15 protein-coding genes are annotated in these 15724 nt (G+C 63.2%); 6 read left to right on the top strand and 9 right to left on the bottom strand.

Annotation, left to right across the window (positions count from 1 at the left end):
* Positions 1-6 precede the first annotated feature (6 nt).
* The 5 genes from AC4PS7_RS13040 to AC4PS7_RS13020 form a co-directional block, all read right to left on the bottom strand.
* On the bottom strand, positions 7-963 hold the full coding sequence (locus tag AC4PS7_RS13040) for a Dyp-type peroxidase (RefSeq protein WP_021493328.1): 957 nt from the start codon (positions 961-963) through the stop codon (positions 7-9).
* 50 nt (positions 964-1013) lie between these two features.
* Positions 1014-1832, bottom strand: a complete 819-nt coding sequence (locus AC4PS7_RS13035) for a sugar phosphate isomerase/epimerase family protein (RefSeq protein WP_010211194.1) — start codon at positions 1830-1832, stop codon at positions 1014-1016.
* Position 1833: 1 nt separating this feature from the next.
* Entirely contained in the window at positions 1834-3033 is a 1200-nt protein-coding gene (locus AC4PS7_RS13030; RefSeq protein WP_029529178.1) for an NAD(P)/FAD-dependent oxidoreductase, read from the bottom strand.
* A 2-nt stretch (positions 3034-3035) separates the two neighbouring features.
* Complete coding sequence (locus AC4PS7_RS13025; protein WP_010211196.1) at positions 3036-3356, bottom strand: MocE family 2Fe-2S type ferredoxin; 321 nt, start codon at positions 3354-3356, stop codon at positions 3036-3038.
* A 93-nt stretch (positions 3357-3449) separates the two neighbouring features.
* The gene (locus tag AC4PS7_RS13020) at positions 3450-4544 is read right to left on the bottom strand and encodes a fatty acid desaturase family protein (protein WP_010211197.1); all 1095 of its coding nucleotides are present in this window, start codon (positions 4542-4544) and stop codon (positions 3450-3452) included.
* 162 nt (positions 4545-4706) lie between these two features.
* On the opposite strand from AC4PS7_RS13020, the gene AC4PS7_RS13015 reads away from it, so the two are divergent.
* Complete coding sequence (locus AC4PS7_RS13015; protein WP_492179464.1) at positions 4707-5756, top strand: LacI family DNA-binding transcriptional regulator; 1050 nt, start codon at positions 4707-4709, stop codon at positions 5754-5756.
* Positions 5757-5766: 10 nt separating this feature from the next.
* On the opposite strand, the gene AC4PS7_RS13010 is transcribed toward AC4PS7_RS13015, so the two are convergent.
* Positions 5767-7731, bottom strand: coding sequence for a sigma-54 interaction domain-containing protein (locus AC4PS7_RS13010; RefSeq protein ID WP_047542714.1), 1965 nt, complete (start codon positions 7729-7731; stop codon positions 5767-5769).
* A gap of 186 nt (positions 7732-7917) precedes the next feature.
* Here AC4PS7_RS13010 and AC4PS7_RS13005 point away from each other — a divergent pair, with 186 nt between their 5' ends.
* From AC4PS7_RS13005 to AC4PS7_RS12995, 3 genes are read left to right on the top strand one after another with little or no spacing between them, the layout of a single operon-like run.
* Positions 7918-8922 (top strand): Gfo/Idh/MocA family oxidoreductase, encoded by a 1005-nt coding sequence (locus AC4PS7_RS13005; RefSeq protein WP_010211200.1) that lies wholly within the window; start codon positions 7918-7920, stop codon positions 8920-8922.
* The gene (locus tag AC4PS7_RS13000; protein WP_047542720.1) at positions 8919-9698 is read left to right on the top strand and encodes a TIM barrel protein; all 780 of its coding nucleotides are present in this window, start codon (positions 8919-8921) and stop codon (positions 9696-9698) included. The genes AC4PS7_RS13005 and AC4PS7_RS13000 overlap by 4 nt, the downstream gene beginning before the upstream one ends.
* Positions 9699-9717: 19 nt before the next feature.
* Positions 9718-10644, top strand: coding sequence for a sugar ABC transporter substrate-binding protein (locus AC4PS7_RS12995; protein ID WP_010211202.1), 927 nt, complete (start codon positions 9718-9720; stop codon positions 10642-10644).
* Between the two features lie 114 nt (positions 10645-10758).
* Here the strand turns inward: AC4PS7_RS12995 and yghU are convergent, their stop codons facing one another.
* Together yghU and AC4PS7_RS12985 are read right to left on the bottom strand one after the other, a co-directional pair.
* Complete coding sequence (gene yghU / locus AC4PS7_RS12990) at positions 10759-11592, bottom strand: glutathione-dependent disulfide-bond oxidoreductase (RefSeq protein WP_021493334.1); 834 nt, start codon at positions 11590-11592, stop codon at positions 10759-10761.
* Positions 11593-11683: 91 nt separating this feature from the next.
* Complete coding sequence (locus AC4PS7_RS12985; protein ID WP_029529179.1) at positions 11684-12907, bottom strand: MFS transporter; 1224 nt, start codon at positions 12905-12907, stop codon at positions 11684-11686.
* Between the two features lie 65 nt (positions 12908-12972).
* Here AC4PS7_RS12985 and AC4PS7_RS12980 point away from each other — a divergent pair, with 65 nt between their 5' ends.
* Both AC4PS7_RS12980 and AC4PS7_RS12975 read left to right on the top strand, forming a co-directional pair.
* Complete coding sequence (locus AC4PS7_RS12980) at positions 12973-13971, top strand: AraC family transcriptional regulator (protein ID WP_010211206.1); 999 nt, start codon at positions 12973-12975, stop codon at positions 13969-13971.
* 140 nt (positions 13972-14111) lie between these two features.
* Positions 14112-14708, top strand: coding sequence for a glutathione S-transferase (locus AC4PS7_RS12975; protein WP_021493337.1), 597 nt, complete (start codon positions 14112-14114; stop codon positions 14706-14708).
* 143 nt (positions 14709-14851) lie between these two features.
* On the opposite strand, the gene AC4PS7_RS12970 is transcribed toward AC4PS7_RS12975, so the two are convergent.
* The gene (locus tag AC4PS7_RS12970; protein WP_021493338.1) at positions 14852-15619 is read right to left on the bottom strand and encodes an SDR family NAD(P)-dependent oxidoreductase; all 768 of its coding nucleotides are present in this window, start codon (positions 15617-15619) and stop codon (positions 14852-14854) included.
* Between the last annotated feature and the right edge of the window lie 105 nt (positions 15620-15724).

The raw sequence follows: 15724 nt of genomic DNA, 5'->3' as shown, positions 1-15724 counted from the left end.
TCGCGCCTACAGCTTGCGCTCGGCCAGTTCCTCCAGAAGGTCGGCCGAAGGCACGAAAAACAGGCCGCCGGTGACCGCCGTGCTGAAGTCCAGCAGGCGGTCATAGTTACCGACCGGACGGCCGACGAACATGTTTTCCAGCATCAATTCCAGAGGCTCCGGCGAGCGCGCATAGCCGATGAAGTAGGTGCCGAACTCGCCTGCGCCCGGCCGGCCGAAAGGCATGTTGTCCCGCAGGATCTTCACTTCCTCGCCGTTCTTGTCGGTGATGACCGTCAGCGCGCTGTGGGAATTGCTGGGCTTGGTCTCTTCGTCCAATTCGATATCCGACAGCTTGGTACGCCCGATCACCTTCTCTTGGGCCTCCACTGTCAGGCTGTTCCAGGCGGTCATGTTATGCAGGTACTTCTGCACCAGTACGTAGCTGCCGCCCCGGAATTCGTTGTCTTCATCACCGACGATGGTGAACCCCTCGGCCTTGCGCCCCACCGGGTTCTCGGTGCCGTCGACAAAGCCGATGATGCTGCGCATATCGAAATAGCGGAAACCCTGGACCTCATCCACCACCTTCACGCTGTCGCCCAGGGCCGCCATCACGTGGGTGGCCAGTTCGAAGCACAGGTCCATCTGTTCGGCGCGGATATGCAGCAGGATATCCCCCGGTGTCGACACGGCTTTGCGCCCTTCCACACCGAACTCGCGAAATGGGTGCAGCGCCGCCGGGCGCGGAGCACCGAACAGTCGGTCCCACGCGTCCGAGCCAAACCCGCACACGCAGGTCAGGTTGCCCGCTGGCACCCGCTTGCCCACCGAGCGCACCAGCCCGGCGAGGTCCGCGCACCAGCCACGCACCTGGTCTTCACCGCCGGGGGCGACGGTGGCAACCATGAAAATCGCGCTACTGGTGATGGGATGGCAGACAGATTGCGGCTCAAGGGGCGGCTGAACGGAGGATGGCGTCATGGTGAAAGTCCAGGCTAAAGGGCGAGATTGAACCCGCGCAGATTAGCAGATCATTTCCGACAGCTTTCCCACACTTCACGAATCAACGCCTGCATCTTCAGCGCTTCTGCCCAGCGCTCACTGATTTCGCGACCGTCCGCGCCGGTAATCGCATAGGGCGGCGGGCCCAGTTCGCAAGTGAAGGCCAGGCTCTGCGGTGTGTCGGGCCGGGTCAGCCAGTCTTCGATCCCGTAGCGCCACCACTCGGTAAAACGCCGTACCCAGGCTTGATGCTGGGGAAAGTCCAGGGAGACCTGCACCTGTTCGCTGCTGGCGACGCGGCCGTGGAAACCCCAGCTGTGGCGCAGAATTTGGCGAATCTGCTCGTCGTCCTCAGCGGCGCCAGGCTCGGGCAGTTCACGCCCGACCACGTAGTGGGACAGGTCGGCCAGCAGTTTCAAGTCGGGCATCTGTGCCAGCAAGTCGAGGGTGAACAGCAGGTCATTGGTGAGCCGATAACGGTGGGTTTCCAGCAGCACCGGATAGTCCACCTGCTCGGCCAGGCGCTGCCAGCCTTCGACCAATCGGGCCGCCTCGGATTGGGTACGCGGGCGTACGTCGGCTTGCAGGGTGAGGTGGTGGCAGCCGTAGCCGCTGATCACATCCAGCGCGGCCGCCAGGTCGTCCACCGTTTGCGGAAACAACTGGCCTTCGATCTGCAGGCCCCTGGCCGTGGCGGCGGCGTGCAGGCGCGCGACCTCAGCGGGCTTGAAGTAATGGTCGGTAATGCCGTCGAAACCGGCGGCCTTGATGCGGTCGAGTTGGGCATCGAGCGAACCGGGTTCAGTTTGCATGGCCCACAGCGATTGGAACACCAGGAATTGGCGCATATCAGCCTCGCAGCAGGTGTTTGAGGGACAGCTCGGGGTCGGCCAGGCTGGCGGGGGCCAGCGACAGGTGTGCGCTGATCAGGCGTTCGCAGAGCTTTATGTCCTTGGCCACGCTGTTGCCCGGTGCCCAGCCGCAGGCACCTTGCAAGCGCTGATCGGCATCCAGGTAGAACAGCAGCATGCCACCGCTCGCCAATGGGCGGCTGACCATCAAGGGTGTAATCACACCCACGGTCTGCACGCCCCAGTCGTACTGGTCGGACCAGAAACCGGGGAGTGCCTCGAACGGCAGCTCGCGACCCAGCAGGTTCAGCGCCGCATGCCGCCCCTGGGCCTCGGCGTTGCGCCAGGTTTCCTGGCGCTGGTATTCGCCACCCAAGCGAAACTCGCACACGTCACCGGCGGCATAAATGCCCGGCGCGCTGGTGCGCAGGTGGCTATCGACGCGAATGCCCTGCCCTACTTCCAACCCCGCCGCTGCGGCCAATTCGATATTGGGTTGCATGCCGATGCCAACCACCACCAGGTCGCAGGGCAAGCGTTGCCCGTCCACCAGCCACACGGCGTCGGCCTGGATGGATTCCAAGGCCATATTCAAGCGAACGTCGACCCCGTGCTGACGATGCAGCGTCAGCAGCGCCTCGCTGATGACCGGCGGCAACACCCGCCCCGCCAGGCGCGGGCCGGCTTCGAGCAGCGTCACCTCGCAGCCCAGGCCACGTGCCGTCGCTGCCACTTCCAGGCCGATAAAGCCACCACCGACCACCACCAGCCGCGTACCAGCCTTCAACGCACTGCGCAGGGCCAGCGCCTCGTCATGGGTGCGCAGGTAAAGCACATGGGCCTGCTCCTGGGGCAAGCGTCGCGCCCGGCCACCAGTGGCCAGCAGCAGACCGGCATACGGCAGCCACTGGCCGTCGGCGAGTTGCAGGCGATGCTGCTGCGGCTGCAGATGCGTCACTGGGTTACCCGCAATGTGCTCGATGCCCAGTTCGGCCAGGCGTGCGCGGTCGCACAAGCTGTATCCGGCCAGGTCCGCTGTGCCCTGCAACAGGCCTTTGGACAACGGCGGCCGCTCGTAGGGCAAGTGCGGTTCATCGCCTATCAGAATCAGGCGCCCGGTGTAGCCTTCTTCACGCAGGGTCAGTGCCGCACGGCCACCGGCATGGCCGGCGCCGACGATGATCAGAGGGGCGTTCATCATCACACCGTGACGGCGAGCAACACCCGCCCCGCTTCGACCCGCACCGGATAGGTCTTGAGGTTGACGCACACCGGCGCGCCGAGGGCCTTGCCCGAGCGGTAGTCAAAGCGCCCGTTGTGCTTGGGGCACTCGATCACGTGGTCCATCACTAGGCCGTCGGCCAGGTGGATGTTCTCGTGGGTGCACAGGCCGGCGGTGGCGAAAAACTCATTCTCGGCCGAACGGTACACCGCGTAGGTATGCGGGCCGTGGTCGAAGCGCAGCACGTCTTCCGCGTCTATTTCGCCCACGGCGCAGACGTCGATCCATTGATCGTTCATGGTGTTTTTACCTTGTAGTGAGCGAGCTCGCGCTGGGCTGCGAAGCGGCCCCACGATCGAGCGTTCAGGTTTGTCTGAAAATAAGCGCTGGGTTTATTGGGGCTGCTGCGCAGCCCAGCGCGAGCAAGCTCCCTCGCCACGGGGGTTGTGTGCCAGTGGGCGCTGGATGAAGTAGGTCGGGTCGCTGCGCTGCTTCCAGATCGTCGGCAAGATTTCCTTGTACGCCTCGAACAGGTTGGCGTAAGGCGGCGGGCAGTCGCTGCGGATTTCTTCGTGCAATTGCGCGAGCGCGTGGTACGGCACCATCGGGTACATGTGGTGTTCGAGGTGGTAGTTCATGTCCATGTAGATAAAACGCAGCACGCGGTTCATGTAGATGGTGCGGCAGTTGCTGCGGTGGTCCAGCACGTCTTCGGCCAAGCCGACATGCTGGGTGAGGCCGAACAGGTAACCTAGCCAGGCGCCGTAGAGGCTGGGCAGGCCAACCAGCATCAGCGGCAGCCAGCTGTGCAGGTACAACGCGGTGCCGATCACCACGGCATAAATACCGACCCAGATGCGCGCCGCACGAAACACTTTGGGCCATTCGGATTCGGGAATGAAGTCCGCCTCCTGGGCACTCATCTTGCCAATGGCATGGCGCGCTACGCCACTGAACGTCTTCCAGGCCAGGGGCAGGTTGAACAGGCTCAAGAACATCATCAAGAAGCTCGGCGGGCGCGGTTCGACGATCTCCGGGTCGCGGCCAACCACGATGGTGTCGGTGTGATGGCGGGCATGGCTCCAGCGCCACACATGGGGTTCGAAGATGCACATGAAGCTGGCGACCTGATACAGCACGTCGTTCATCCAGCGGGTCTTGAACGCGGTGCCGTGACCGGTTTCATGCCAGCGCGGGTTGGACGCGGTACCGTACAGCACGCCGTAGGCGAGGAAGAACGGCACACAGGCCCAGGTGCCCCAGAACCAGTAGCCACCAAAACCGGTGGCAAACAGCGCGCTCACCCAAATAGCGGTGTCGAGCAGGGCCGGGCCGTCGCGGCGCTGCATCAGTTCTTTCATGCGCTTACGTGAGATGGGGGATTGGTACCAACTGGCCGAGACCAGGCCTTTATCAAAGGCGCGGGCGGCTTCGGGGCCGGTGAGGCTGTAGTCGCGACGCGAGATAGGAGCGGTGTGTTCAGGCATTGTTATTGTTCTCCACAAGCGGGTGGTTTCTGGTGCTGTGTGAAACCCACCATAGAGAACGGGTAATTCACCCTCAAGGCCTTGAATCCATTCCCTATCAAGCTATCATCCAGGCCCAGCGGGGCTTGATAGTTTTCTATCAAGACGCTCAAGGGGCCTGTCATGAACAACAAAAAACGCCCAACCATCGCCACCGTTGCCGCCCATGCCGGGCTCAGTGTGGCCACCGTTGACCGCGTGTTGAATGCACGCGCGCCGGTCAATCCCGACACCGCCGAGCAGGTGTTCCAGGCGGCCGAAGCCGTGGGGTATTTCGCGGCGCGGTTGATCGGCCAGCGTATCCGCGAACGCCGGCCAACCTATCGCTTCGGCATCCTGTTACTGGCTACCGCCCAGGCGTTCTATGCCAGCCTGGCGCACGCGATCAGCGCCGCCGCCGAGCAGCATGCGGGCGCCAACCTGACGTGCCAGTTCGACTACATCGTTGATCGCACGCCCGCCGCCATCGTTGCGCAAATCGAACAGCTGGCCGTGCAGTGCAATGGCCTCGCGGTGGTCAGCTTTGCCCACCCGCTGATCAACGCCTGCCTCAAGCAGATTCGCGAAGCCGGGGTGCCGGTGGTTGCCCTGCTATCGGACATTCACAAACAGGCCGAAGAACCCTATGTAGGCCAGGACAACCATGTGGTCGGCCGCACCATGGGCTGGCTGCTCGCGCGCACCTGTGGCGCGCGCAAAGGCAGCGTGGGGATTCTGCTCGGCGGCCATCGTTTTCTCGGCCACCAGGCGCGGGTCGAAGGCCTGCACAGCTACCTGGCCGAGCACGCGCCGGGGCTCAAGCCGTTGGAGCCGCTGATCAACCTCGACAACTGCGATATCACCGAAGAAGCCACCCTCGACCTGCTCAGCCGCCACAGCGACCTGCGCGGGTTATGCGTGGTGGGCGGCGGCGGTGACGGCATCATCAGCGCCCTGGCACAGTTGCCCAAGCGGCCGGCGTTGTGTTGCATCTTGCAGGAGTCGACCGAGCTGTCACGCCACGCACTGCGCCAGGGGTTGATTGATGTGGTGATGGATTCGCAGCCGGGGCAGACAGCAATAGCGCTGGTGCAGTTGATGGTGCAGTTGCAGAGCACTGAGGCGTTCGATCCGGTACAGCAGCGGGTGTATATCCCGCCGCAGATCGTGACGTCGGAAAACATGGGTCACTGACACACAGCGCCTACAAGGGGCTGCGGAAATCTGCGGCATTCAGCCCAAACCGACTCATCTTGTTGTACAGCCCACCCCGCGACACGTTCAGTTGTCGCGCAGCCAGGCGGATGTTGCCGCCAGTGTTTGTGAGTGCGGCGACGATGGCGTGCCTTTCGTGGCTGCTGAGGTCCTGGGCGGCTTGCGGTTCGTAGGCGCGCAGCGGGGCGCGTTGGCGGTTTTCCAGCGGCAGATCCACCGGTTCGATCAGCGCCCCCATCGCCAGGTTGGTCGCCCGTTCGATGCTGTTTTCCAACTCGCGCACATTGCCCGGCCAGCCATAGGCCGACAGCAATGCCATCGCCTCCGGCGAAAAGCCCTGCACCGATTTACGCAGCGAGCGTGCGCAGCGGGCCAGGAAGTGCCGCGCCAGCAGTGGAATGTCTTCGCGGCGCATGCGCAGCGGCGGCACGGTCAGGTTCAGCACGTTCAGGCGGTAGTAGAGGTCTTCGCGAAACGCGCCCTGCGCAACCGCCTGGCTGAGGTTGCGGTGGGTGGCGGCGATGATGCGCACGTCCACTTGCCGCGAATTTTTCGCGCCCACCCGAGTGATTTCACCTTCCTGCAACACCCGCAGCAGGCTGACCTGGGCATCGAAGGACATGTCGCCAATCTCATCGAGAAAGATGGTGCCGCCATCCGCCAGTTCGAACTTGCCCGCCGAGCCGCCACGGGCCGAGCCGGTGAACGCACCTTCGACGTGGCCAAACAGCTCGCTTTGCACCAGGTCTCGTGGAATCGCGCCGCAGTTGACCGCCACGAACGGGCCGTTGCAGCGGTCGCTGCCATTGTGGATGGCCTGGGCGAACAGCTCCTTGCCGGTGCCGCTTTCGCCAAGGATCAGGGTGGTGGAATCACTGCGGCTGGCGATGCGCCCCAGGTGCAGCGCGTCCTGGATCGCCCGCGAGCTGCCCTGAATGGTGTCGAAGGTGTAGCTGGCCTGGGTGCCGATAATGCGCCGGGTGATTTCGCGGATGCGGCGGTTCTCTCGCAGTGACACGATCACCCCGCCCTGCTCCAGCGGGCACACCGAGACCAGGCAGGCGAGTTGACTGCGGTTGTGCAGCTGGAAGGTGCAGTCGCGGTCGCGAACGGCCTCACCCATCGAGTCGCTTAATTCGCTACGGCCCAGTTGCTGGAACGGCCGACCGATCAGCTCCAGCCCCACCCCGAACAGTTGCCGCGCATAGCGGTTGAGCGCCTTGATACACCCTCGCTCATCCAGCACCACCAGGCCTTCGTTGAGCACTTCGAGGACGGTTTGCTGTTCTTCCAACAAACCATGCAGCGCCATCTGCCGCGATACGGCTTCGGCTGCGGCCTGCACCGTGCCGAGGGTATGGAAGTGAAACCAGCCGGGTTCAGCGGTGAGGGTCAGCATGGCCACGGTCTGGCCTTGGGTATTCTTGATCGGTGCGGCGGCGCAGTGCATGCGGCGCTGGCGCAGGCCGATGCCGAAATTCTCCTCGGCCAGCACGTACACCAAGTGATCCTCGGCCAGCGCCAGGCCGGTGCAGTTGGTGCCTTGCACCGATTCCAGCAGGCGACTGCCCACGGGGGTGATGTCCAGCCCGCAGAAATACAAGGTGGTGCCATCGGCGTCGGTGAGGTTGATATGACCGCGCGGGTTGTAGGCCAGCAAACCGTGCATGACTTGCGCCGCGGCGGCGATCAGCACGCGGTGGTCGGCCTGGGTGGCGGCCAGGGTGTCCGCGGCGACGAAGCGGTACGCGTTGTCTGCCGGGTCAATACCCGCCTCGACACTGCGCCGCCACGACGCCCAGATCACTTGGCGCACGTGCGCCGGGCGCTCGACCTGGCCGGCCAGGCAGTCGTGCCATGCCTGCTCAAGCGCGGGAACCGGGCCATCATTCAACGCGGCAGGCCCCAGGGCCGTCAGGTAGTCAAGGTCTTGCACGCTGAACGCCATGCTCATGAGGGCAGTTTCCATGTTCACGTTTTTGACATGTCAGTATAGACATGTCATCAGAATGAACACTTTTTGTTTTCACATAAACATTAACCCTTTGTTATCAATGAGTTATGAATTGGCATATCCCTTGCTCATGTGCATTTGCCCATCAGGACCGTCCTGGGGCCAATAACAACAAGGGGTTATTTCATGAGTACACACAACATCCGCCTGGGTTTGATCGGTGCCGGTCGCATGGGCAGTTTCCACGGCTTGACCGCAGCTCGGCATATCCCCGGTGCCAGCCTGGCGGCAATTGCCGACCCGACGCCTGGCCAGGCCGCTCGCCTCGCCGCTGAATTAGGCGTGAGCAAGGTCTATACCGACCCGCAGCAGTTACTCGACGACCCGGATATCGACGGCGTACTCATCGCCGCCCCTGCCCGCAGCCACGCCGAGCTGGTGATCAGCGCCGCCCGCGCCGGCAAGGGCATCTTTTGCGAAAAGCCCATGGCCATCACCCTCGATGAAGCCGATCGCGCCATCGCTGCCGCCGCCGATGCGCGGGTGCCGCTGCAGGTCGGCTTCAACCGGCGTTTCGCCAAGAGCTTTCGCACCGCGCACCTCGACGTCGCCGCCGGCCGCATCGGGACTCCGCAGTTGCTGCGCTCGCTGACCCGCGACCCGGCGCTGAACAACCCGGCCAATTCGCCGCAATGGGTGATCTTTCTCGAAACCCTGATCCACGACTTCGATACCCTGCGCTACCTCAACCCCGGCGCCGAGGCTGTGCAGGTCTACGTGATGGCGGACGCACTGATTGCCCCGGAATACAAAAGCAAAGGCTTCCTCGACACCGCCGTGGTTGCGATCCGCTTCGACAACGGCGCCATCGCCACCGCCGAGGCCAATTTCCAGGCCGTGTATGGCTACGACGTACGCGGCGAAGTGTTCGGCAGCGCCGGCATGCTGAGCATGGGCAGCCTCAACGATTCCGACCTTTTGCGCTACCTGGCCCAAGGCATTCAGGCCGACACCCAGCGCCTGGACACCGACCTGTTGCGCGACGCTTACATCGCCGAGCTCAACCACTTTGTCGACTGCCTGCGCAGCGGCGCCAAGCCGATGGCAAGCGGAGAGGATGCGCGGGCGGCCCTGGCGATTGCCCGTGCCTGCATCGAGTCGTTCGAAACCGGCAAGGCGGTGGCCATATGAGCCCATTCAAACTGGCGATCAGTGCCGAGATGGTGTTTCTCGACCTGCCCTTCATCGAGCGCGTAAAGCGTATTCACGCGCTAGGGTTCAGCGCGGAAATCTGGAACTGGACCAATAAGGACATCGCCGCCCTGGCCGCCACCGGCGTCGATTTCACCTCCATGACGGGCTATATCAGCGGCACCCTCACCGACCCCGACGGCATCCGCCAATTGCTCGACAGCGCCCGTGAGTCTTTGAGCGTCGCCGAACACTTGAACTGCCCCAGCCTCAACCTGCACGGCACCGGCCTGGGTGACGGCGGCCTGCCCGTTCAACCCGTGAGCCAGACCACCGGTCGCATGTGGCTGAGCGCCTGCAAAACCCTGGAAAAAATCGCGCGCCTGGGGGAAGACGCCGGCCGTGTGTTCCTGCTGGAAAACCTCAACACCGACGTCGACCACCCCGGTACGCCCTTCGCCCGCGCCGACGATACCCTGGCGCTGATCGAGGCCGTGGGCAGCCCCCACTTGAAGATGAACCTGGACCTGTACCACGCGCAGATCGGCGAAGGAAACCTGATCGAGCTGATCCAGCGCGCCGGCAGCGCCATCGGTGAAATCCAGGTGGCCGACGTGCCGGGACGCCAGGAGCCCGGCACCGGTGAAATTCACTACCCTGCCATTGCCAGGGCCCTGCACGCCATGGGCTACAGCGGCGTGGTCGCCCTGGAGGGCTGGGCCAGCGGCGACAGCGAGTTGGCCCTGGAGCGTTTCCGCCAGGCATTCACCCTATAACAATAAAAGGATCACCTTTATGAATCGCTATTCATTGTTTGCTGCCACGCTGTTGCTGTTGTTCAGCCAATGGAGCTTCGCCGCCTATCGCATCGGCGTGAGCATTGCTCGGGTCGACGATAACTTCATGACCTACGTGCGCACCGGCCTGGAAGCCGCTGCCAGGCAGCAGGACGTGCAGATCCAATTCGAAGACGCCCAGGGCGATGTGGTGCGTCAGCTCAATCAGGTTGAAGGTTTCCTCAACCAGAAGGTCGACGCGGTGATCGTACTGCCGGTGGACACCGCCGCCACCGCCAACATGACCCGCGCCGCCGTGGCAGCCAAGACGCCACTGGTGTACGTCAACCGTCACCCGGACGAGCGCACCCTGCCCAAAGGCGTGGTTACCGTGGCCTCCAACGACATCGAGGCCGGGCAACTGCAAATGCGCTACCTGGCGGAAAAACTCGCTGGCAAGGGCAATGTGGCGATCATCATGGGCGACCTTGCACAAAACGCCACCCATGACCGCACCGAGGGCGCCAAACAGGTGCTCAAGGACTTTCCCGGTATCAAGGTGGTCGAGCAGCAAAGCGCCGACTGGCAACGCAGCAAAGGCATGGACCTGACCAGTAACTGGCTGCTGGCGGGTACGCAGTTCGATGCCATCGTGGCCAATAACGATGAAATGGCGATAGGTGCCGCCATGGCGTTGCAGCAAGCGGGTAAAGCCAAGGGCGATGTGGCGATTGTGGGTATCGATGGCTTGCCCGACGGGCTGGCGGCGATCAAGCGGGGCTTGCTGACGGCGTCGGTGTTCCAGGACCCGAAGGCCCAGGCGACCCAGGCAGTGCAGGCGGCGGTGCGGATGATCAAGGGTGAGGCGATTGAGCCGGAGGTGTGGGTGCCGTTCGAACTGATCAAGCCTGAACAGGTGGCAGTGTTCGAGCAGCGCTACAAATAGCTCGGAGTACACAAATCCAACTGCGTGAGCGGGCTTGCTCGCGAATGTGATGGATCAGCCAATGAATCGGTTGACTGACACACCGCATTCGCGAGCAAGCCCGCTCCTACGGTTTTAATCCAGGTCGCTTGCAGAATGGCGCTCGGCCAACTGCTCGGCAGGCTCCCCGGACACCCGATTCACCCGCCGCCCCCGCTGCACCGCCGGTCGCGCTTCAATCGCATCCGCCCAGCGCAGCACATGCTTGTACTCATGCACCGCCAAAAACTCCGCCGCGCCATACAAGCGACCTTTGACCAACCCGCCATACCACGGCCAGATCGCGATATCGGCGATGGTGTATTCATCGCCCGCGATGTATTCGCTCACTGCCAGGCGCTGGTCGAGTACGTCGAGCTGACGCTTGGTTTCCATGGCAAAGCGGTTGATCGCGTACTCCATCTTGCTCGGCGCATAGGCATAAAAATGCCCGAAACCACCGCCCAGGTACGGCGCGCTGCCCATCTGCCAGAACAGCCACGACAAGCATTCGGCACGGGCCGCAGGTTCGGTGGGGAAGAACGCACCGAATTTCTCGGCCAGGTACTGCAGGATCGCGCCCGACTCAAATAAACGGATCGGCGTGGCGCCGCTGCGGTCCAGCAGCGCCGGGATCTTCGAGTTGGGGTTGACTCCGACAAAGCCGCTGCCGAACTGGTCGCCGTCGCCGATCTTGATCAGCCAGGCATCGTATTCCGCACCGCTGTGACCCAGCGCCAGCAGCTCCTCCAGCAGGATCGTGACCTTCTGACCGTTAGGCGTGGCCAGGGAATACAGCTGCAGTGGGTGCTTGCCTACCGGCAGTTCCTTGTCATGGGTCGCGCCGGCAATCGGTCGGTTGATGCTGGCGAAGGTGCCGCCATTCTCGGTGTCCCAGGTCCACACTTTTGGGGGTACGTAATCGGTCATGCTTACTGCTCCAGAGGCGTTAGCGATCAGCGAAGCGCTCCAGACTAAACCAAAGGTTGATGGCGCGTCACACACTGATCCCAAGACCGCTTCAAAGATGCAACGGCACGCCCAGGGCTCCACTGCGCGGCACGCTTACCCGCAGCGCAATCAACAAGGCGGCCAGCACCATCAACACACCGGCACCGAGAAACACCCCGCCGATGCCGCTGAGACTGAACATCACGCCCCCACCGGCCGCACCCGCCGCAATGGCCGATTGCACGGACGCCACCACCATGCCACCGGCACTTTCCGCTTGATCCGGCACGGCGCGGGCCACCCAGTTCGACCACGCCACCGGCACCCCGCCAAAGGCCATGCCCCACAACGCCAGCAGCAATGCCTGGCCTGGCAGCGAGGCTGGCAGCAACACCAGGGCAAGTGCCGCGAGGCCCACCAATACCGGCATCAGCACCAACGTGCCGAGTGGATAACGTACCAGCATCCAACCGGCCAGCAGCGTGCCAACAAAGTTGGCTGCACCGAACCCCAGCAGCATCAAGGCCAACCCTTCGGTGCCCACCCCCGTGGTGCTTTCCAGAAAAGGCCGGATGTAGGTGAACAGCGCGAAGTGCCCGGTGTGTACCAGCACACAGCCAAACATGCCGATGGCGATGCCCGGGCGCAACAGCACGTCCAGCACCGTGCGCAGGCGTGCGGTGCCCGTCGGGGCCAGGCGTGGCAGCGTGAACAGCTGGAATGCCAGCGTCACCCCACCGACGGCCGCTGCGGCCACAAACGCACTGCGCCAGCCGTACATACCACCGAGGTAGCTGCCCAGTGGCACGGCAACCACCGTGCCTACCGCAATGCCACTGAAGATGATCGACAGCGCACGGGGCAGCAGCGCGGCCGGCACCAGGCGCATCGCCACCGCCGCCGCCATGCTCCAGAAACCGCCAAGGGCGACACCCAGCAAAATGCGCATCAACAGCAGCACCGCCAGGCTGGAAGAGAACGCCACCAACAGGTTTGAGGCAATCATCAGCAGGGAGAACCCCAGCAGCACCACGCGCCGGTCGATACCACGCGTGAGGCCGGGTACCAGCAGCCCGGCGAACAACGCCACCACTGCCGTCACCGTCACGGCCTGGCCGGCCAGCGCCTCGGACACCCCAAGGTCCACCGCCATTGGCGTCAACAGGCTGGCCGGCAGGTATTCCGCCGTCAACAACCCGAACACCCCCATGGCCAGGGAAAACACCGCCATCCAGGCTGGGGTGGCGGGCTCTGCCTGCGAACGGACAGAGGCTTGAGCTACACAATCATTCATCACACGACATCCTCGGGAAATTTGCGCGACGGCCAGTCTAGGTAGGTCAATCCGGATGATCTATGATGCAAACCCTTGAGTTTTTGACTGAAACCCCGACCATGACCCCAGCGGCCCCGTTCAACCTGTCCTCCGGCCTCATCGACGAGCTGCTGCGCGGCATGCGCCTGAGTGGGGTGCAGTACCGGCGTATCCAGGCCGGGCCGAGCTTCGGCATGGGCTTTGAGGCCAAACCCGGACATGCCTACTTTCACTTCCTTGCCGCCGGGACGGCGACCTTGCGTACCGACGACGGCAGCCTGTTTGAGTTGTCGGCGGGTAATGCCGTGTTCATCTCCCATGGCGGCGCCCATGCGCTGTCATCCACGGCGGATCGGCCGGTGCAGGACATCAACGGCTTTGACGCGACCTCCCTGGGCGATACCGTGTGCGCCGTGGATGCCTCGCCCGACACGCCGCCCAGTACCTTGCTGTTCAGCGCCTGCATGGCGTTCGAACTTGGCAGTATCCAGGGACTCGGCAGCCTGATGCCGGCCTTGATGCTGATCGATGCCCAGGGCCAGCGTTATCCCGGCCTGATGCCGATCCTGGCGGTGATGGAACGTGAAGTATCCGCTGCGCGCATCGGCTACTCCGGCATCCTCGCGCGCCTGGCCGACGTGGTCGCCGCCATGATCGTGCGAGGCTGGGTGGAATGTGCCTGCGGTAACGCATCGGGACTGGTGGCGGCGTTGCGCGACACGCGATTGGCCGGTGCCCTGCTCGCTTTGCACCAGCAACCTGGACGCGATTGGAGCGTGGCGGAATTGGCTGCGCATTGTCATACCTCCCGGTCGGTGTTTGCCGAGCGCTTCCAGGCCACCCTGGGGATCCCGCCACTGCGCTACGTGACGGAGTTGCGCATGCGCCTGGCCAGCCAATGGCTAACCCTGGAGCGGTTGCCTATCGAAGAAGTCGCGCTGCGCCTGGGTTATACCTCCCAGGCGGCATTCAGCCGCGCGTTCAAGCGCATTACCGGCCAGCCACCTGGCGCCAGCCGCCAGAACCTGCGGAGCCCGGCATGAACGACCGCCGCGCAGACATCATGACCCATCCTGTGAAGACAACTGGCGGTCGCCTATCAGCAATGATGGGGGGCCATTGCGCACGCCGATCCTCAGCCCTTACTCTCTTGAGCCATCACCTTGTTAGCAATGGAGGCTTCATGAAACTGATCGGCATGCTGGACTCGCCTTACGTACGCCGCGTGGCGATTTCCCTGGACGTGTACGGGATGGATTTTGTGCATGAACCGCTGTCCGTATTCCGCACCTTCAACGAGTTCGCCCAGATCAACCCGGTGGTGAAGGCGCCTACCCTGGTGCTGGACGATGGCACGGTGTTGATGGACTCCAGCCTGATCCTGGACTACCTGGAAGCCCTGGCCCCGCTGGATAAAAAGCTGCTCGCGCAGCAACCCAACGCACGCGCCCAGGACCTGCAAACACTCGGGCTGGCCCTGGCGGCCTGTGAGAAAAGCGTGCAAATCGTCTACGAACACAACCTGCGTCCAGCCGAGAAGCAACATGCGCCCTGGCTGGATCGCGTCAGCGGGCAATTGCTCGCGGCCTACTCGCTGCTGGAAAAGCACCTGCCTGAGAGCGAGGCGCTGACCCAGGCCTCGATTACGGCGGCGGTGGCCTGGTCGTTCAGCCAGTTCACCGTGGCGTCGGTTGTGAAGGCAGATGCGTTTCCCAACCTCAAGCGCCATGCCGAGCGGCTGGAGCAGCACCCGGCGTTCAAGCGTTACCCTATCGAATAAACGATGCAGAGCGGTGTGTGGGAGCGGGCTTGCCCGCGAAAACGGTGTGTCCAGTTGGTACATGTGCCGACTGACGCTCTGCCTTCGCGGGCAAGCCCGCTCCCCCATAAGCTCTCTGCCACCGTGAGTCGAACGGGGCCGACTCAGACCCACCCACCATCCACGATAAAGTTCTGCGCCGAACACATCGCCGATGCATCAGAGGCAAGGAACAACGCCATGTTGGCGATGTGTTCCGGCAGCACGCTGCCCGGCAAACATTGACTGCGGCTGATCAGTTCCTTGGCGGCATCGTCGACCCACATCGCCAGTTGTTTTTCCGTCATCACCCAACCCGGCACCAGCGTATTCACGCGGATGCGGCTCGGTCCCAGTTCACGAGCCAGCGCACGGGTCATGCCGTGGGCGGCGGCTTTGCTGGCGGCGTACACCGGGTAGCCAGCGGAGGCCATCATCCAGCCGACGGAGCCGAGGTTGATGATCGCCCCGCCGCCCGCGCTTTTCATCATTGGCACCACGGCCTTGGCGGCGAAGAAAGCGTGCTTGAGGTTGACGGCGATGAGCCGGTCGAACATCTCCGAGTCGACTTCCTCCAAGGTGTGGCGCGCGTCATTGGCGGCGTTGTTCACCAGCACGGAGATCGGTCCCAGGGAGTGTTCGAAGCGCCCAATGGCAGCCTTGTAGGCGATCTCATCGGTGATGTCGCAATTCACGAACTCAACGGTGTGCCCGCGCGAACTCAATAGCGCCGCCAGGCGCTCGCCCTGACTTTGGGCGCGGTCGACAAAGCCGACCTTGGAACCTTGGGCGGCGAAGGCGCGCACCATGAATTCGCCAATACCCGAGGCGCCACCGGAGATCAGGACAGTCTTGCCTTCAAGGTCGGGGTAAACCGCATGCTGAGTGTTCATATAGAGGTGCCTCGCTTAATTAGTCTTATTTTATTTTGCAAAAACGGCGTTAAAGGCTATAAATTCGCTGTCAAACCGACAAAATATCGCACATTAGTAGAACTA

This window comes from Pseudomonas sp. DW-iso3 (genome assembly GCF_058725305.1).
The sequence above is the reverse complement of the archived record's forward strand: the minus strand, read 5'-3'. Positions and strand labels throughout refer to the sequence as shown.